The sequence below is a fragment of the Spirosoma luteolum genome (assembly GCF_054778875.1).
Genome location: NZ_BAAGZE010000021.1, coordinates 211,848 through 230,639, shown reverse-complemented (window position 1 = coordinate 230,639; position 18,792 = coordinate 211,848). Strand labels below are relative to the sequence as shown.

The following is an 18,792-nucleotide window of genomic DNA, read 5'->3' as shown; positions in this document are numbered from 1 at the left end:
AGTGGGTGAGCTAGCAAAGCGGGTTACCAAAAGTCAATAAGCCGTGTTTGTCGCCATGCCGGTACTTACAACCCGGCTGAGCTTGAGTGGCTGCTGATGGTCACCTGTTGCGACATGACGGGCGTAGAACCACGGCTGCTGACGCGCGATTCTCCGTTTGGTGTTGCCGGGCCCGGCAGGTGGCACAAAACAAAGCCCCGGCTCCAGCCTGGTACAGGCAGAGCCGGGGCTAACCGGAGCTCAGGGCCAAGGGCCTATTTACCCGTGGCCAGTTGCCGGATCAGCGTTGTTTCGGCGGTGTTATAGGCCGACCCATCGGGCCGAAAAATGTCGTGAAACCAGACTTTGGGCTCTTCGCCCGAGGGCATCGGCGTGTCCCAGGCGTAGATGGTGTTTGTTTTGCCCTTCACCAGGCCCCAGTTGATGGCCCCCACCTTGTATTTTTTCAGCACGGGCAGGCAGGTTTCGAACGTGCTGTTGCGGGTGCGGGCCATGTATTCGGTGCAGATCAGCGGGCGGCCAAACCGTTTCTGTAGGTCCAGAATCTGGGCCTCGAGTTTTGGCGCTTCGGCATAGTTGTGAAACGTAATGATGTCCGAGTTGTCGAACATAAGCTTGTTCGACAACTCGTGATCGTTCCACCAGCCGGCCGTAATGGGCTGGCTGGGCCGCACGGCCTGCGCCCAGGCAAACACCTTCGTCAGCAGCGGCAGCACGGCATCGTTATAGCCCGAATTGCTGGGCTCGTTGTAGAGGTCCCAGGCCAGAATGCGGGTGTCGTTTTTAAAAGCCGTCAGCACGCCCGTTGTGTACTGCTCCAGCCCGGCCCAAGTGCGCGAGTCGAACAGCCGTTTGGTGCCGGGGCCGCGCACCCAGCCCGAATTATGCTTGCCCGTAACGGGGGCCTGCTGCGTACCCAGCTTAGGGTCGTCGTTCCAGCAGGAGTCGAAAAGCACAAACATAATTTTGATGTGGTGCTTGTCGGCCAGTTTCAGAAACTGGTCGATGCGCTGCCGGTAGCCGGGGGCATCGTTTTCCCAGACCAGGTTATGGAGGAAGACCCGCATCACGTTCATGCCGATGCCTTCGGCATAGCCCAGCTCGCGGTCAATGGTGGCGGGGTCGAAACTGTCGGCCTGCCACATTTCGAGCTGGTTGATGGCGGTGCTCGGAATAAAATTGGCGCCGACCAGAAAGGGCTGGGTCTTATACCAGTCGTTGGCCTGACGGGCGGTCCAGCGCTGGGCAAAGGTGGTTGATGCGGTCAGTCCCAGCAGCAGGGCGACCAGCAGACAGCGGGTGCTTGTCCGGATGTTTTTCATGTAGGCGTAATCGGAAATAAGGTAAGGAAAAGCAGGAAAGCGCGCGGGGGGGCGTACCCACCGCTTCGTAAAAGACAAAAGCGGTAAAATTATCCCCGCCACGCCACCAGCGTCGGGCAACTCGGCCGGGCCTGCTAACTTGCGGCATGAAACTGTATTTGGTGCCGACACCGATCGGCAATCTGGAGGATATTACCCTGCGGGCCGTAACTGTACTGAAAGCGGCCGACGTGATTCTGGCCGAAGATACCCGCACCTCGGGGGTACTGCTCCGCCACCTGGGCATCAGCAAGCCGCTCCAGAGTTATCACATCTTCAACGAACACCAGACCGTGCAGCGGCTGGTGGGCCAGTTGAAAGAAGGTAAAACCTATGCCCTCATTTCCGACGCGGGTACGCCCGGCATTTCCGATCCGGGGTTTCTGCTGGTCCGAGCCTGCATTCAGCACGATATACCGGTGGAGTGCTTGCCCGGGCCCACGGCGTTTGTGCCGGCCCTGGTCAACTCGGGGCTACCCACCGACCGTTTCACGTTTGAAGGCTTTCTGCCCCACAAAAAAGGGCGGCAGACGCGCCTGACCGAACTGGCCGCCGAAGAACGAACCATGGTATTCTACGAATCGCCCCACCGGCTGCTTAAAACGCTGGGGCAGTTTGCCGAGGTATTCGGCCCCGACCGATTGGCCAGCGTGTCGCGCGAGCTGACCAAGCTGTTCGAAGAAAACCGGCGCGGGCCACTCTCGGAACTAATCACGTATTTTGGCGAAAAAACGATTAAAGGTGAACTGGTCATCTGTGTGCAGGGCAAAGAACCCAGCAAAGGAAAAAACAAACGCGATAAGTATGCCGACGACGACGATGCCGATGACGACGAATAGACGTGCCCGCTTCGGGCGGTGGGCCCTGCTGAGTGTACTGCTACTGGCGGCTCCGCTGCTCCAGGCGCAGCCCTTTCCGACCTCGGCGCAGGTCAGCCTGCTCACGTTTGGGCCGGGCGACGAACTGTACTCGGTGTTTGGGCATACGGCCATCCGGATCTACGAACCGGCGCAGGGCCTCGATCAGACGTTTGGCTGGGGCGGCTTTCGGTTCACCGAAAACAATTTTTACGTCAAGTTTCTGCGCGGTACGCTGCCGTACTACATCGATGCCTACCCCATGAACCTCATGGTGTATGCCTACCAGGCCGAAAACCGCAGCATCACCGAGCAGGTGCTTAACCTGACCCCTGCCCAGAAGCAGCGGCTGTTCGACGTGCTGACGACCAACATGCAGCCTGAAAACCGGACGTATCAGTACAAATTCTTTTACGACAACTGCGCCAGCCGCCCCCGCGATGTGCTGGCCAAAGCCTGCGGAGCCGACCTGACCATTCCGTCGAAAGACCGCCCTACCGGCAAGTCGTACCGCGACTGGATGAACGACTACCTGGGCGAAAAGCCGTGGGCGAAGCTCGGCATGAACCTGGCCATTGGGCGCCCCGCCGACGAACAGACCGACGGCTGGCACGCCATGTACCTGCCCAACAATGTGCACGACCAGCTGGCCCACGCTACCCAGCGGCAGCCCGGCGGGGCCGTGGTGCCGCTGGTGTCGGACAACCGGGAACTGTTTCGGCGGGCCACGGTCTTCCGGCAGCAGGTGCCGTTTATTTTTAATCCGGAAGTGGTGTTCGGCCTGATCGGGCTTATCGTTATGGTACTCACCATCCGGCGGTTTGGGGTGGGCTATGTCGACAAAGGTGTCGATCGGTTGCTGTTTGGCCTGTCGGGGTTCTTCGGCTGGTTTCTGCTGCTGCTGTGGGTGGCCACCGACCACGGCGTTACGAACTGGAACCCCACGCTGCTCTACCTGTCGCCCTACCACCTGCCGCTGATTTACTGGGCGACCCGTCCCGATGCCCCCGCGTCGCGTCGGCAGTTCTACTTCGGTCTGACGGCTGTCCTGATCCTGATCGGCATGGTACTTTCCACGGTGCCGGGGGGCGTCGATGTGCTGTTTCCGCTGACCCTGCTGGTACGCTGCGTGGCCAATCTGCGGCCCGGCACCCGATCGCTGGCGGTGCGCGGCTGACCCCATACGTCCGGATCTGCCTCCCCGGTCGACCCGTTTTCGATCGGGGAGGCAGTATTCAATTGACCGTTAACACATTACCCGGCAGGGGTAACTTTTTCCCGTTTCCGGAAGCCGGAACCTCCCAAAACTTCCGTACTTTTATGCCCCGTAACGACCTAAACAGGTTTCAATCATGGCGGCTACGGGAGCAAAATCCGCGAAATATATTTTTGTTACGGGCGGGGTAACTTCATCACTTGGCAAAGGCATCATTGCCTCTTCACTGGCCAAATTGCTCCAATCCAGGGGCTTATCGGTAACCATCCAGAAATTCGATCCGTACATCAACATCGACCCCGGTACGCTCAATCCGTACGAGCACGGTGAATGTTATGTAACCGACGACGGGGCCGAAACGGACCTCGATCTGGGCCACTACGAGCGGTTCCTGAACCGGCCCACCTCACAGGCCAACAACATCACCACCGGCCGTATTTACAACAACGTCATCACCCGCGAACGCCGGGGCGATTTCCTCGGTAAAACGGTGCAGGTGGTGCCGCACATCACCGACGAAATCAAACGCAACATCCGGCTGCTGGGCGAAACGGGTGAATACGACATCATTATTACTGAAATCGGTGGGTGTGTCGGCGATATCGAATCGCTGCCCTTTGTCGAGGCTGTCCGGCAGCTGAAATTCGAGCTGGGCGAAAAAGATACGCTCGTTATTCACCTCACGCTGGTGCCGTACCTGCAGTCGGCGGGCGAACTGAAGACCAAACCCACACAGCACTCGGTCCGGATGCTGCTCGAAAACGGCGTGCAGCCCGATATCATCGTGTGCCGCACCGAGCACCCGCTGCCCCAGGACATTCGCCGGAAAATTGCCCTGTTCTGCAACGTACAGGTCAGCTCGGTGATCGAAGCCATCGACGCCAGCACCATTTACGATGTCCCCCTGCTCATGCAGAAAGAGCGGCTCGACCAGCGCGCCCTCTACATGATGGACCTCTACAACGATAAGGATGCCGACCTCGATGTCTGGAAGTCGTTTTTGAGCAAGCTCAAAAATCCGGGCGACGATATCCGGATCGGGCTGGTTGGTAAATACGTGGAGCTGCACGACGCGTACAAATCCATTGCCGAATCGTTTATCCACGCCGGGGCGCAGAACGAGTGCAAGGTGCATCTGGAGTGGATTCAGTCGGAAACGCTGGTCGATGAGCACCACTGCGCTGAAGTACTGTCGGGGCTGGATGGCGTGCTGGTCGCGCCGGGCTTCGGCGAGCGCGGCATCGAAGGTAAAATCAATGCGGTGAAGCTGGTGCGCGAGAAAGGCATCCCGTTTCTAGGCATCTGCCTCGGCATGCAGATGGCCGTGATCGAATACGCCCGCAACGTGATGGGCATTGCCGATGCCCACTCGACCGAGATGGAGCCCGACACGGCCAACCCGGTCATCAGCATGATGGAAGCCCAGAAAACTGTTACAGACAAGGGCGGCACCATGCGGCTGGGGGCGTATGCCTGCAAACTCAAGCGCGACTCGCTGGCGCATAAGATTTACGGCAAGCTGACCATCCAGGAGCGCCACCGCCACCGCTACGAGTTCAACAACGATTACCTAGACCGGTTCGAGAAGGCCGGCCTGAAACCAACCGGTATCAACCCCGAGACGGGCCTGGTCGAAATTGTTGAGCTGACCGGCCACCCCTGGTTTGTGGGCGTGCAGTTTCACCCCGAACTGAAGAGTACGGTGCTGAACCCGCATCCGCTGTTTGTCAAGTTTGTGGGCGCAGCACTCGCGTACAACCGGCAGAAAAAAAGTGCGCCACTCTCGGCCACCGACGACGCTACATCAGGCCATGAAGCCACTCCTGTAGAAAGCGCCGAGGTGGTTGGTTAACCCACCCGATTGGCGTAATTTTGCGGAAATTCTGTAATGTCTACAGTTTTCAGTTTACGGTTTCCAGCGAAATTCGTTGGGGCGTCAATAAGCTGAAAACTGTGGACAGTAAACCAATCAAATGGATCGTAACCAAATTATCGGCATTGTCCTGATTATGGCAATGCTGGTTGGCTATCAGATGCTGGTGCCTAAACCGGCGCCCCTGAAAGAGCCCGCTCAGAAAACACAGACTACCCGGCCTGCCACGGCCTCGGCTGCGGCCGCAGCAGTCAATCAGGCCAGCCAACGTATCGACTCGGCTTCGGCCCGGGCCGCCTTCGGTGATTTTGCCCCCCTGGCCAACGGCCAGCGCCAGGATATCGTCCTGGAAAACAAGGATATCAAAGTAACCTTCAATACCCTCGGTGGCCAGGTCACGCAGGTGGTCCTGAAAAACTACAAGACCTACGATCAGAAACCCCTCGTACTGATTGATCCCAAAAGCAGCCGTTCGCTGCTCGAGCTGCCCACCAGCCGCGGCAAAGTAGACCTGCACAAGCTGTTTTTCCAGACGACTGCCCAGAGCGCTACCGTGAGCGGGCAGCCGATGCAGATTACCTTCCGCGCCGACATTGCCCCCGGCCAGTCGGTCGAGCAGGTCTACACGCTGCCCGCCGAAGGCTATGTCCTCGACTACGACCTGAAGCTGAACGGCCTCAACAACGTGGTCACCAACGACAACATCCACTTCTTCTGGGAAGACCAGATGCGGCAGTATGAAAACGACCTGAGCAACAACCGCCGGGTCGCGACCATCAATTACCTGACCGCCGACGAGAACTTCGAGAGTCTGAAAGAAGGGGAGAGCAACCAGGAAGCTACGGTCGAAGAGCCCGTGCAGTGGTTCACCATCAAGCACAAGTACTTTCTGTCGGGCTTTGTGGCGCGCAACGGGGCTATGCCCAAAGCCGAGTTCAAGACCCTGGTCAACCCGGCTGATTCGAACGTGGTGAAAACCGCCATCGCCGATGTAACGCTGCCCATGGCCGACGTGAAAGCCGGGAAAGGCCAGTACAAGTTTTACTACGGCCCCAACGATTTCCAGCTGCTGGGCAACGTAGCCCCCGAGTTCGACCGCAACGTGTATCTGGGGTACTCGATCCTGAAACCGATCAACAAGTACTTCTTCGTGCCGGTGTTCAACTTCCTTGAGAAGTTTATCTCGAACTACGGGTTGCTGATCATTGCGCTGGTCGTATTCGTGAAGCTGCTGTTGACCCCGCTTACCTACAAGTCGTATGTGAGCATGGCCAAAATGCGGGTGCTACAACCCGAACTCAACGCCATGAAAGAGCGCGTTGGCGACGATATGGCCAAGCAGCAGTCGGAGCAGATGAAGATCTACCAGGAGGTAGGCGTAAGCCCGCTGAGTGGCTGCGTACCGGTGCTGGCCACCATGCCCATTCTGTTTTCGCTCTTCATGCTCTTCCCGAACCTGATCGAGCTGCGCCAGAAGTCGTTCCTGTGGGCCAATGACCTGTCGACCTACGACGCCTTTATCACTTTCCCCAGCCTGCCGTTCATTGGCAGCCACCTGAGTCTGTTTACGGTGCTGATGACGGCTTCGTCGATCGCGTTTGCTTATTTCAACAACCAGACGACGCCCACCCAGCCCGGCCCCATCAACATGAAAGCCATGAGCTACGTATTCCCGCTCATGTTCATGTTTGTACTTAACTCGTATCCGGCTGGTCTGACGTTCTATTACTTCGTGTCGAACATCGTGACGATCGCCCAGCAGCAGCTGATCCGTCGGTTTGTCGATGAAGACAAAATCAAGGCCGTTCTCGACGAGAACCGGCGTAAGAATGCGACCGGCGAAGGTAAGAAACCCGGTGGTTTCCAGGCCCTGCTGCAGAAACAGCTGGCTGCTGCCGAGGAGGCTCGCAAACAGGCCGAAGAAGCCCAGCGCCGGGCTAAAAAACAGAAATAATTGCGCTATCCGGGTCGCGCACGTTACCCGGATGCCTATCTTTCCGGCAGCAGCGACTGCCCGTTTTTGCGACAAAAGCAACGCCCGGGCGTTGCTTTTGTTCGTTAACCCGTAACAGGCTATGGTACAAATAAATCGTTGGGCGCGGCTGGGGCTACTCGGGCTGCTGATCGGCTGGGGCACACTGGCACCCGCACAGGCACAGGTGTCGGCCGACCTCAAACGCCGGTATCAGGCGGCCGTAAAGCTGGTGCAGGCGGGTAGCTACGACCGGGCACAGGCCGAGCTGAACGCCATTATTCAGCGGGGCGGCCCACTGGCGCCCTATGCCCACTATTATTACGCACTGGCCGCTTACCGGCAAAAAAAGCCGACGCAGGCCCGGCTTATGCTTACCCAGCTGGCCGACCGGTTTCCCGACTGGCCCCGGCAGAGCGAAGCCGATTACCTGATGGGGATATCGCAATTGGAGGAGGGCCGGCTAGCCGACGGGGTCAAAACCCTGGAAGCACTGACCGATCCGACCCTGCGGGCCGATGCCGCCCGGGCCGAACAGGCCATCCTGACCCGCTCGGGGTCGCTGGCCGAACTGAAAGACCTCAACAAAACCTATCCAACCAACCGCAGTATCGCACTGGCCCTGATCGACAGGATTCAGCGGTCGGCCAGCGATAAAAATGATCTCGAACTGTCGGACCAGCTGACTAACCGGTTCGGTGTGCCGGGAGTTACCACTTCGGCGCCGACCACTTCGGGTCCTGGCTCGGTAACGCCGGCGGGCAGCAGTTCGACGGCCCGGCCCGGCGTGAACCCGGCCCGGCCCGGTTCGGCGGCAACGGCCCGTCCTGCCCGGTCCAAAGGGTATCTCAACGTGGCGGTTATGTTTCCGTTTCGGCTCGATGAATCGGGGGCCAGCAAGCGCGTGCGCAGCCAGCAGTACGTGTATGACCTCTACAACGGCATCGGGATGGCCAAAGCGCAGCTACAGAGCGAGGGCATCACGGTAAACCTCTTTGCCTATGACGTCGACAACGATGCCAACCGTACGCTCGAACTGGTCAATAGTCCTGCCTTTGCCCAGACCGATCTGATTATCGGGCCGCTGTATGTGGAGCCGAACCGGATTGTGGCCGCCTACGCAGCGCAGCACAACATCGTGCTGGTAAATCCGATTGCGACGAGCAGTGAACTGGTGGCCGGGCAGCCGACGGCTTTTCTGGCCCAGGCATCGCTCAGTCAGCAGGCGGCCGAAGCGTTTGAGCAGGGGCGCCGGCTCAATAGCAACCGCCGGGTCGCTATCTATTTTGGCGCCAGCCGGAAAGATTCGTTGCTGGCATCTGCCTACCGGACAGTGGCTGAGCAGCAGCGGTATCAGGTGGTTGATTTTCGGCGGATGGGTGCAACGGCACAGGCAACGGCCGGCAGCCTGTTTCAGCCAGCAACCGCACTGTCGGGTACGGCAACGGCACCCGCAACGGCCGCGGTAGCGCCGGTAGGGCAAGTGTTTCTGGCGAGCAGTAATGACGACGATGGCCCCCGCCTGCTCGAGGCTCTGAGTCAGCGCCGGGTGGCCGGCCCCCTGCTGGCCACGGCGTCGGCCTTCGATTTTTACCAGAATTCGGTGGCGACCTTCACCCGCCGGGATCTGTACCTGATTTACCCCGATTATATCGATAACACCCGTGACTTTGTGACGGCCTTCGACGAGGCTTACCTGGCCCGCCGAAACACCATTCCGTCGACTTTTGCGCGGGAAGGGTTCGACATGCTGTTGTTTTTCGGGCGGCAGCTGGCCCGGCTTGGTCCCGGCCTGACCAACCGCGTTGCCTTACGCTCCGATACGGACGATTACCTGCTTTCGGGCTTCGACTATACCCAATCCAATGACAATCAGATCGTGCCGATTGTGAAATACGACGGTAGCCGGTTTGTGAAAATCAATTAACGAAACGTGAAAGCGCGAACAGACAAGTGACAGAACGGTGTACGCTCGTTGCCCACTCTGTCGCTCGTTGGCTCTTTCGCACCATCAACACAATGACAACAAGCGAACAACTGTTTGAAAAAGCCAAAACGCTGATTCCTGGGGGCGTCAATTCACCGGTGCGGGCGTTTCGGTCGGTAGGAGGAAACCCGCTGTTCATTAAGTCGGCCAAAGGGCCTTATCTCTACGATGAGGATGGTCGGGAGTACATCGAACTGATCAATTCGTGGGGACCCATGATTCTGGGCCACGCGTTCGAACCGGTCGAAAAAGCTGTACGCGATGCCATCCAGCACTCGTTTTCGTTTGGCGCACCCACGCGGAAGGAAGTGGAAATGGCCGAACTGATCGTGTCGATGGTGCCGTCGGTCGAGAAGGTGCGGATGGTGAATTCGGGCACCGAAGCGACGATGGCAGCGATCCGGGTGGCCCGGGGCTTTACTGGCCGCGATAAGCTGATCAAGTTCGAAGGCTGCTACCACGGCCACGGCGACTCGTTTCTGATTGCGGCCGGCAGTGGGGCCATGACAATGGGCATCCCCGATTCGCCGGGTGTTACCAAAGCCACGGCTGCCGATACGCTGACGGCTCCCTACAACGATCTGGCGGCTGTAGAGACCCTGCTGCTGAACAACCACAACCAGGTAGCCGCGATTATTCTGGAGCCTGTGGTGGGGAATATGGGCTGTGTGCTGCCCGAGCCGGGTTTTCTGGCCGGTATCCGTTCGCTCTGCGACGCGCACGGCGTCGTGCTGATTTTCGACGAAGTGATGACGGGCTTCCGGCTGGCTAAAGGGGGCGCGCAGGAACGATTCGGCATAACGCCCGACCTGACCACCATGGGTAAAATCATCGGCGGAGGCATGCCGGTTGGCGCCTACGGGGGCCGGGCCGATATCATGAACATGGTAGCGCCGGCGGGACCGGTCTACCAGGCCGGAACGTTGTCGGGCAACCCCATCGCCATGTCGGCGGGGCTGGCCATGCTGCACCACCTCAACGAGAACCCCGACGTCTACACGCGGCTGGAGGCCATCGGCGACAAACTGACGACGGGTGTTCGGGCGAGTCTGGCGAAGCTGGGGCTCAGCTACACCATCAACCACATCGGATCGATGTTCACGCTGTTTATGACCGAGCGTCCGGTTCGCGATTTTGCGGGGGCCAAGTCGTGCGATACGGCGCTCTTTGGCCGCTACTTCCACGCCATGCTCGACCGGGGTGTTTATCTGGCACCCTCGCAGTTCGAAAGTCTGTTCCTGTCCGTGGCCCTGACCGACGCGCTGGTCGACCGTATTCTGCAGGCCAATGAGGAAAGTTTGCAGGAGGTTATGGCCCGCGGATAACACAGATTGAGCAGATATAGCGCTGATTTCTAAAACAGAGCAGCAACGTTTATGACTGTTTCAATAAAAACCTCGACCGAGCTCGTGATTCGGTGCTTCCATACCGTCTACAATGCCTTGGGCTATGGGTTTCTGGAGCGGGTATACGAAAATGCGTTGTTAATGGAGTTGCAGCAGCAGGGTATTCCCTGTGTACGGCAGGCACCTATCCAGGTTTTCTATCAGGGTAAATCAGTGGGTAATTATTACGCTGATATTCTGATTAATAATGAATTGATTCTTGAGTTAAAAGCCGCCGAGTGTATCATGCCCGCACACGAAGCCCAACTGATCAACTACCTGAAGGCTACGCAGGTGGAGGTGGGCTTCGTGTTTAATTTTGGACCAAAGCCCCAGTTTGTCCGCAAGGTGTTTTCGAATAGCCGAAAAAACACACCCTAAATCCGCCGTATCCGTGTCATTCGCGTTCCACAAAACCATGCGTTTCTCCGTTATCATTCCCGTTTACAACCGCCCCGACGAATTGCGCGAGCTGCTGCAGAGCCTGACCCAACAGACCGACAGCAATTTCGAGGTGATCGTAGTCGAAGACGGCTCGACGGAGAAAGCCGACGGCGTGGTGCGGGCCTTTGCGGAACAACTGTCGATCCGATACCTCGAAAAGCCCAACTCCGGACAGGGCTTCACCCGCAACCTGGGCTTCGAACACGCCACCGGCGACTACTTCGTCATCTTCGACTCCGACGCCCTGGTGCCGCCCCAGTATATCGCCACCGTTCGGCAGGCCCTCGCCACCCAGTGGCTCGATGCCTATGGCGGACCCGATGCGGCCCACCCCGATTTCACCCCCGTTCAGAAAGCCATCAGCTACGCCATGACCTCGGTGTTTACCACCGGAGGCATTCGGGGGAGTACTAAAAACCTGGGCGGCACCTACCACCCCCGCAGTTTCAACATGGGGCTGTCGCGGCAGGTCTGGGAGAAAACCCGGGGGTATCGATTGAGCCGGATGGGAGAAGATATCGAATTTGCCATCCGGATCATCGAGAACGGCTTCAAAACGGGTTTGATTTCCGGTGCCTATATCTACCATAAACGCCGGACCCGGTTTGGCCAGTTTTATCGACAGCTGCGGTTCTTCGGCCGGGCGCGTATCAACATCGCGCGCTACTATCCGGCCGAGCTGAAACTCGTCCATACCTTCCCGGCTCTATTCACGCTGTATGTTTTTGCGCTACCCATCTGGGCGTTGCTGAGCCCGCTGCTGTTTGGGCTGGCGGCCGGGGCGTTGCTGCTGTTTTCGGTGCTGATTCTGATCGACGCCACCCGGCAGGAAAAAAGTTTGGGGGTGGGGCTGCTGAGCGTGCGGGCTGCGTTCACGCAGCTGATCGGCTATGGCATTGGTTTTCTGAGCGAAGGCTGGAAGCGACTGCGGGAACCCCGCGGCTTTCGCGAGACCGGCGACGCCATCGAGTACCCCTCCTGAGCAAACGTGGTGCAGGATTTGAGGGGAAATATGCGGTCAGGACGCCCCCTGTATTACGGGAATGTTACGGAGAAATCAACAAAACGGCTGGCCTATACGTTATGCATGCAAATCCCTCCCTCAAAAAACACCCGATGGCGAAGCTTGCCAAACCCCCCGGTCAGCGACTGATCAAACGCATGAGTACCCGCACCAAATGGCAACTGCTCACACCTGCCAGTTTGCTGATTATCGTGGCCGGGTTGTGCATTTTCAGCGAAGCCGCCAACCGTAAGCATATTGGGGCACCCACCCAGCAGTGGGTGTTGTGGGGCATTTACAGCATGATCCTGATTGTGGGGGGGCTACTGCTCTTCGGACAGGCGCAGCGGTTCCGCTCGCAGCTCGACTACCGGCGGTTTGTCCGGCGGGAACTCAAAAAACGTGATCGCGACCGGCAGGAGCGGGGGCGCCATAATCGGAACCGTATAAAACGAAAATCCTCACCCGGTCAGAGTGAGGATTAAGCGCCCGGGCCGTAGCCAGCTTAGGCTTGCTTTTCAGCAAACGATGCTTTGATGGCCTCCACATCAACGTTCTTGATGATTGGCTTGCGCAGCAGTTGCTTGATAGCGTTGGTTTTGTTGTTGGCAATAGCCCGGTTCCGGCGAGCCTTGCGCTTCAGTTCAGTAACTCCCATGACAGTATCGTTTTTAAAGTGTCGGTCCAATTTTCAGACCGCAAAAATAGCGTTTTTTTGGACAGAAACGCAGTCCTGCTCCGATTTTTTGGCCACACCGCCGGCCAGACCGGGCAATTCGGGTATTCAGGAGCCTGTACAAAGACCGTAACGGATAGGTATAGTGGTCCGGAAGTGCGGAGAACCTGTGCCCAACGGCGGCCGTAAGGAGGCTGAGCTGAAAAATGGGCTGTACAGTCCGGGCGGTCTATTAATTTTGCGCCATGCAAAAACCAACCTTACCAAAGGGAACACGAGACTTTGGGCCGGAGCAAATGCGCAAACGGCTGTTTATATTCGATACCATTCGCGATACGTTTAAACGCTTCGGTTTTCAGCCGCTCGAAACACCATCGATGGAAAACCTGTCGACGCTGATGGGTAAATACGGCGACGAGGGCGATCAACTGCTGTTCAAAATCCTGAACTCGGGCGATTTTGCCGGCGGCCTGACCGAAGCCGACTGGCAGGCCGGCAGCAAAAAACTGACCCCGAAAGTCGCCGAGAAGGGGTTGCGGTATGACCTTACGGTGCCCTTTGCCCGGTACGTGGTAATGAACCGCCACAACCTGCCCATGCCGTTCAAACGCTACCAGATGCAGCCCGTTTGGCGCGCCGACCGGCCGCAGAAGGGGCGCTACCGCGAATTCTACCAGTGCGATGCCGACGTGGTGGGTACCGATTCGCTGCTCTGTGAGGCCGAAATCATACTGATGATCCACGAGGTGTTCCGGAAACTGGGCATCCAGGATTTCACGCTAAAGCTGAATAACCGTAAAATACTGGCCGGTATTGCCGAAGCGATTGGCATGCCGGGGCAGGAGGGAACCCTGAGCGTGGCGATCGATAAACTCGACAAGATCGGCCAGGCGAAAGTGCTCGACGAACTGCGCGAGCGGGGCTTCGCCGACGACGCACTGACCCGGCTGACTCCGCTCTTTGCCTTCGATCTGCACGACACCGAGGCTACGCTGAGCCAGCTCGACAGCTGGCTGGCCGATTCAGAAACCGCCCGGCAGGGGCTGACCGAACTGCGCGAAGCCCTGCGCCTGGCCACGCTGAGCGGTCTGGCCGACAGCCGCGTCCAGATCGATCCGACACTGGCTCGGGGGCTATCCTATTATACAGGGGCTATTTTCGAGGTGAAAGCCAATGGCGTTTCAATTGGGTCGGTGAGCGGGGGCGGCCGGTACGACAACCTGACCGGTACGTTTGGTATGCCCGGCCTGTCGGGGGTGGGCATCTCGTTCGGGGTCGACCGGATCTACGACGTTATGGACGAGCTGAATTTGTTTCCAGAAGCGACGGGCCAGGGAACGCAGGTGTTGCTGCTGCCGTTCGACGCGGATGCGCAGGCGGTGGCTCTGCCGTTGCTGAGCCAGCTGCGGGGCGCCGGTATTGCGGCCGAAGCCTATCCCGACGTTGCCAAAATCAAGAAAATGCTCGATTACGCGAACGCCAAGGCCATTCCGATGGTGGTGCTGATCGGTTCCGACGAACTGCAGTCGGGCTTGCTGACACTCCGCAACATGCGTACCGGCGAGCAGCAGAAACTTCCGGCCGAAGCGTTGCTGGCACAGCTTCAGCACGCGTAGTAGTATTGCCTGGTGCATTGATACGGGCCATTCCGCGGGCGGGGTGGCCCGTCTGCTTTAGGGGCTAAGCCGTAGTCGGGCGTTGGGTCCGTAGGTTAGCTGGCTGGCCGGATCGAGCTGCAACGAACGGGCGTACGCCTGCGCATTGGCCGGAATCTGGATGGCGTGCCGGACGTGAACCGGATCGGTCAGCGTCGGTACGCGGTTGCACGACCATACTGAGGGATCGGTCCAGTCGCCGGCTTTCAGGCTGACGAGCGGGCCGTTGCAGGCAGCCAACTCCACCCGAAATACGTCCTGTACGCAGTGGCGGCTGTCCTGCACCACAAAGGTCTGACTGGCGGTAGGCGTAACGACAACCGCTCGTGAAGACGCCGAAAACGCTGCACTGCCGGGACTGCTCCACTGGTAGTCGCTGATAAACGAAGCCGCCAGCGTAACCGCCTGACCAGCCGTAACGGTCAGCGATTTCACCACATCGACATCTTTCAGAATTGTAAACTGATCCGTAACGGTGTAGGCACCGGGCGAACTGGTTTGCAGAAACCGGGCGTCGAGCCGGTTGTCTTCAATATCCAGGTAAAATGACCCTCCCCGCTGTTTCTGCGTATAGGCCATAACCGGGTGCAGCCCCAGGTTGCCCCCCCCCAGCTGGCCCGCCGACCCTGAAACTACGTAAACGGTGCCCTGTTTGGCTTTAGCGGAAGTGTTTTTATAGGCGCAGGAGTTGGGCGAGCCGTCATAACGTCCCGAGCTTTCATCGCCCGCAAAGCGATAGTTGCCGGGGTTGGCCGCAAACTCGCTCATGGGACCATACTGGTCGTGCAGGGGGTAGGAGCGCTCATAGACATGGCTGTGCCCCGTAACGACCAGATCGACGCCGAAGCGTTCCAGAATCGGGTTGACGTAGCGCCGGATGGCAATCAGGTCGGATTCGGTTTCGGAGTTGTGCGACCCCTGGGTGTACGGGGCAAAATGCTGGTACACCACAACCCACTTCCGGTTCGTGGCAGCCAGATCCTGTTTAAGCCAGATGGCCTGCGGGTGGTTGAGGGTGTCGTCGTATATTTTTTTCTGAACACCACCTACCAGCCGCGTGCCGTAGCCATCGAGCATCACGAAATGCACCGGTCCGTAATCGAACGAATACCATTCTTCGGTGCCCGATGCCACGCCCCCCGCTTCGCCCTGGGTGGGCAGGGTAAAGTTGGCATAATAGGCAATGGCATGGGAGGCCGCATCGGCAGCACTGTTGTTATAGTCGTGGTTGCCGGGGATCGCAAAAAGCATGCTGTTTTTAAGCAGATTACCCTGGTAAGGAGCGAAGAAATTGCTCTGGTACTGCGCATCGTTGCCCTCATACGAATTGTCGCCAATGAGCATCCAGAGATCGGTGGGCGTGTCGCCCCGGTACGCCAGAAAACCGTCGCGCACGGCCATCTGGTTAGGGCTGTTGTTGCCACAATCGCCAAAGGAGGCAATCCGGATCGGGCGTTTGGTATCGGGCGGGGGGGCCGTCAGGAAGTACGTACCGGCGCCCTGTTCCAGTACAGCTGTGGGCGTACCGACCGTGTAGTAATAGCGCTGATCGGGGGTCAGGCCCGTCAGGCGCAGTTCATGCTCGGTGGTCGCAGCGGCTTCGGTAGCGGTGCCGGAGAGGGCCGTGGTGGCCAGCCCATAGGTAACGCGTCCCGCCACGGCCACATCGGTGCGCCACCGGATGGTAACGGCGGTGGTGGTACCCAGTTGCAGGTACGGACCGCGTGTAATCGTGGCCTCGGCCGGTGCGCGCGCGCCGGCGGGCGGTTTGGTAAGCAGTTGCGCCCGCCCGGTCGCAGCCAGCATCGACAGGAGCAGCAGACAGATGAAACGCTTCATAGGTTCGGTCAGTACGGTAACTACCCGGTTATCAGCCAGAAACGTGCCGAAGATAGCGGGCCATCGCCCAAGATAGTTCAGGCGTTTGTCAGCTTGTCCTGATGAGCCATCAGCAGTTCGCGGATGGTGGTCCAGTGGAGACCGGGGTAGCGGTCGTTGTCGAGTTTGGGCAGATCGGCCCGGTCATCGATCATGTTGTGCATATACTGCATACCCTGCCAGGCTGGGTACAGGTCGTTGGGGGCCGGGGCAAGGGTACGGGCAACCGAAATGATGGTGCCCAGCAAGCGGGCTCCCCCTGCCCGGAAGAGCCGGTAGGGCTGCCCCGATAGTTCGCTCATGAGGCCCTGAATGGCGCGGGGGCTCTGCTGATCGCCCGCGATGTGCAGGTAGCGCGGTGTGGTGGGGTCGAGGGCCGCATGGGCCGTGTACACGGCGACGTCGGGGATGGCCGTGAAGCCCATCGGATGATCGGCGCGCCCCCAGTACAGGATGCGGTGAAAGCGGGGCAGAATCAGCGGCATATCGCCCGTGAGCAGTTCCATAAAGGCCCCGTTGAAGATCGATGTTGCGGCAATGGGCTGCTGATCGAGGTACTGGTGAAACGCCCGGCGCCAGTCGAGGTTGCGGTTTTCGCCGGGCTCGAACGGGGTGAAATCGAGCGAGTAGTCGGACGGAATGAAGCGCGGCACCCCGGCCGATACGGCGGCATCGAGCAGCCGCTGTTGTGCATCGACTACAACCGGCCGCAGCCCGGCCAGCGCCGATACCACACAGCCAGCCCCCGTGCAGGCCCGCACCAGCCCGGCCGTATCCATCGGGTCGACCGGCAGAATGGTAGCCCCGGCCTTGTTCAGCGCCTGAACCACGGCGGGGTTGCTACCCGGGCGGGTCAGTAGGCGCACATCGGCACCGAGCTGAAGCAGGGCGTTGACAATGAACTGGCCGAGATGACCGGTACCGCCGGCGACGAGAATGGTATTGTTCATGAGTAACAGGCGAGCGGGCGTATGTGTCGGGGTATAACCGGCTGTGTCACCCGTTCGTTATCGATTCAGCCGAAAAAACAGCCCTGTCACTTCACCCGTACGTACTGTTCGATGTTGAGCCGGTCGATTCCGGCGCTGGCCACTTTCTCGACTCCGCGCTGGGTAAGCGTATCCTGCCGGATCGTTAGGGTGAACGGAAACGTATGACCCTCCCAGGCCCGGTCGCTGCTATAGTCGAGGTGTTCAGTATAGGTACTGTCCTGCAGCGTGTAGGTGCCGCCCCCCGCCGAGAATAGGGCCGATGAGTCTTTACCCTTATTTCGGTCGTGGAGCAGAAAGGCGAAGTGGGTACCGTTGATAATTTTAATGAATTCCGTGGGGCCGGTGTAGCTCGTCACGGTGGTGTCGCCCTTTTCAATGAGCGTACCGCTGATCAGTTTCCAGGTTCCCTGCAGGGGAGTAGCCGCGGTTTCGGTCGACGGTTTAGGCTGACAGGCCATGAGCACGGAGCCAGTCAGCAGGACGGCAAGGCAGGATGAAGAAGACATAAGGATTGGTTTAGGCGGATTCGGAACCGGTTTAGCACCGGTCGTTCGGGCAAAGCTGCAAAAAAAATCCCGTTGCCGGCGAAGCAACGGGACAATCAATCCAGGTTGTATAAAAATCAGTATCCGGCGAAGGCTCAGGATCGGGCTGGCACGGGCTGGTTCAGGTCGAGGGCGGTCAGTTCGTCGTGCAGGGCAGTGTGTCCCAGCCGGGCTACTTCGCCCACCACAATGATGGCCGGGTTGCCAACACCGGCTTCGGCCACCCTGTCAACAATGTCCTGTACACGCCCAACGACCACGCGCTGTTCGGCTAGGGTTCCGTTTTGAATAATGGCGACAGGGGTGGTGGCTTTGCCGGCCTGCCCAAACGTGGCCATGATATCGGTCAGCTTGTGCATACCCATCAGAATCACGACCGTAGCCGACGACTGAGCCGCCAGGGCCAGATCGGCCGAGAGCTGCCCCTCTTTGGTTGTGCCCGTAACGACCCAGAAACTTTCGGAGACGCCCCGGGTGGTAAGCGGTACACCGGCCGAGGCCGGCACGGCATAGCTGCTCGACAGACCGGGTATCACATCGGTGTCAATCCCGTGCTGCCGGGCAAAGTCGAGCTCTTCCCAGCCGCGCCCGAACACAAAGGAGTCGCCCCCTTTCAGGCGCACCACATGGCCATACTGCTGCGCGTAATGAACGATCAGCGGGTTTATATCTTCCTGCATGCAGGAGTAGGCGCCCCGCCGTTTGCCGACATACACCTTCAGGGCATCGGGCCGGCAATAGTCGAGCAGGTCGGGGTGCACCAGCGCGTCGTACATGACCACGTCGGCCTGCTGCAGCGCCCGTACCCCTTTCAGCGTAATCAGTTCCGGATCGCCCGGCCCGGCTCCTACAAGGGTGAGTTTCATGGCTATTGAGTGATTGGGTTAATGAGTGATTGAGCGACGAGCGGGCGTCGGTTGTGGCTGAGTGATGACAGGTTGATGAAAA

General features: G+C 58.9%; 16 protein-coding genes. 10 read left to right on the top strand and 6 right to left on the bottom strand.

Annotated elements, in window-relative coordinates; all coding sequences use genetic code 11:
* Window positions 1–254: 254 nt before the first annotated feature.
* Complete coding sequence (locus ACYVAC_RS19175; protein ID WP_461099404.1) at window positions 255–1,322, bottom strand: cellulase family glycosylhydrolase; 1,068 nt, start codon at window positions 1,320–1,322, stop codon at window positions 255–257.
* Window positions 1,323–1,468: 146 nt separating this feature from the next.
* Between ACYVAC_RS19175 and rsmI the strand changes: the two genes are divergently transcribed.
* From rsmI to ACYVAC_RS19130, 9 genes are all read left to right on the top strand, one after another.
* Window positions 1,469–2,200, top strand: a complete 732-nt coding sequence (rsmI, locus tag ACYVAC_RS19170) for a 16S rRNA (cytidine(1402)-2'-O)-methyltransferase (protein WP_461099403.1) — start codon at window positions 1,469–1,471, stop codon at window positions 2,198–2,200.
* Window positions 2,187–3,395 carry a lipoprotein N-acyltransferase Lnb domain-containing protein gene (locus ACYVAC_RS19165; RefSeq protein ID WP_461099402.1) on the top strand — a complete coding sequence of 403 codons (1,209 nt, stop codon included), beginning with the start codon at window positions 2,187–2,189 and terminating at the stop codon, window positions 3,393–3,395. The genes rsmI and ACYVAC_RS19165 overlap by 14 nt, the downstream gene beginning before the upstream one ends.
* A gap of 175 nt (window positions 3,396–3,570) precedes the next feature.
* Complete coding sequence (locus tag ACYVAC_RS19160) at window positions 3,571–5,286, top strand: CTP synthase (RefSeq protein ID WP_461099401.1); 1,716 nt, start codon at window positions 3,571–3,573, stop codon at window positions 5,284–5,286.
* 121 nt (window positions 5,287–5,407) lie between these two features.
* The gene (gene yidC / locus ACYVAC_RS19155) at window positions 5,408–7,261 is read left to right on the top strand and encodes a membrane protein insertase YidC (RefSeq protein WP_461099399.1); all 1,854 of its coding nucleotides are present in this window, start codon (window positions 5,408–5,410) and stop codon (window positions 7,259–7,261) included.
* Between the two features lie 121 nt (window positions 7,262–7,382).
* Window positions 7,383–9,206, top strand: coding sequence for an outer membrane protein assembly factor BamD (gene bamD, locus ACYVAC_RS19150; RefSeq protein ID WP_461099398.1), 1,824 nt, complete (start codon window positions 7,383–7,385; stop codon window positions 9,204–9,206).
* Window positions 9,207–9,298: 92 nt separating this feature from the next.
* On the top strand, window positions 9,299–10,591 hold the full coding sequence (gene hemL, locus ACYVAC_RS19145) for a glutamate-1-semialdehyde 2,1-aminomutase (protein WP_461099397.1): 1,293 nt from the start codon (window positions 9,299–9,301) through the stop codon (window positions 10,589–10,591).
* Window positions 10,592–10,642: 51 nt separating this feature from the next.
* Complete coding sequence (locus ACYVAC_RS19140) at window positions 10,643–11,032, top strand: GxxExxY protein (RefSeq protein WP_461099395.1); 390 nt, start codon at window positions 10,643–10,645, stop codon at window positions 11,030–11,032.
* A 37-nt stretch (window positions 11,033–11,069) separates the two neighbouring features.
* A complete protein-coding gene (locus tag ACYVAC_RS19135; protein WP_461099394.1) occupies window positions 11,070–12,077 on the top strand; it encodes a glycosyltransferase family 2 protein in 1,008 nt (335 codons plus the stop codon).
* Between the two features lie 134 nt (window positions 12,078–12,211).
* Window positions 12,212–12,583, top strand: coding sequence for a hypothetical protein (locus tag ACYVAC_RS19130; RefSeq protein ID WP_461099393.1), 372 nt, complete (start codon window positions 12,212–12,214; stop codon window positions 12,581–12,583).
* A 20-nt stretch (window positions 12,584–12,603) separates the two neighbouring features.
* Here ACYVAC_RS19130 and ACYVAC_RS19125 read toward each other — a convergent pair whose 3' ends face one another.
* The gene (locus ACYVAC_RS19125; protein WP_461099391.1) at window positions 12,604–12,756 is read right to left on the bottom strand and encodes a hypothetical protein; all 153 of its coding nucleotides are present in this window, start codon (window positions 12,754–12,756) and stop codon (window positions 12,604–12,606) included.
* 263 nt (window positions 12,757–13,019) lie between these two features.
* Here ACYVAC_RS19125 and hisS point away from each other — a divergent pair, with 263 nt between their 5' ends.
* The gene (gene hisS / locus ACYVAC_RS19120) at window positions 13,020–14,390 is read left to right on the top strand and encodes a histidine--tRNA ligase (RefSeq protein ID WP_461099390.1); all 1,371 of its coding nucleotides are present in this window, start codon (window positions 13,020–13,022) and stop codon (window positions 14,388–14,390) included.
* A 57-nt stretch (window positions 14,391–14,447) separates the two neighbouring features.
* Here hisS and ACYVAC_RS19115 read toward each other — a convergent pair whose 3' ends face one another.
* From ACYVAC_RS19115 to cobA, 4 genes are all read right to left on the bottom strand, one after another.
* Window positions 14,448–16,268 carry a purple acid phosphatase family protein gene (locus ACYVAC_RS19115; protein ID WP_461099389.1) on the bottom strand — a complete coding sequence of 607 codons (1,821 nt, stop codon included), beginning with the start codon at window positions 16,266–16,268 and terminating at the stop codon, window positions 14,448–14,450.
* 77 nt (window positions 16,269–16,345) lie between these two features.
* A complete protein-coding gene (locus ACYVAC_RS19110) occupies window positions 16,346–17,257 on the bottom strand; it encodes an NmrA family NAD(P)-binding protein (protein WP_461099388.1) in 912 nt (303 codons plus the stop codon).
* 86 nt (window positions 17,258–17,343) lie between these two features.
* The gene (locus ACYVAC_RS19105; RefSeq protein WP_461099387.1) at window positions 17,344–17,805 is read right to left on the bottom strand and encodes a hypothetical protein; all 462 of its coding nucleotides are present in this window, start codon (window positions 17,803–17,805) and stop codon (window positions 17,344–17,346) included.
* 134 nt (window positions 17,806–17,939) lie between these two features.
* Window positions 17,940–18,710, bottom strand: a complete 771-nt coding sequence (gene cobA / locus ACYVAC_RS19100) for a uroporphyrinogen-III C-methyltransferase (protein WP_461099386.1) — start codon at window positions 18,708–18,710, stop codon at window positions 17,940–17,942.
* Between the last annotated feature and the right edge of the window lie 82 nt (window positions 18,711–18,792).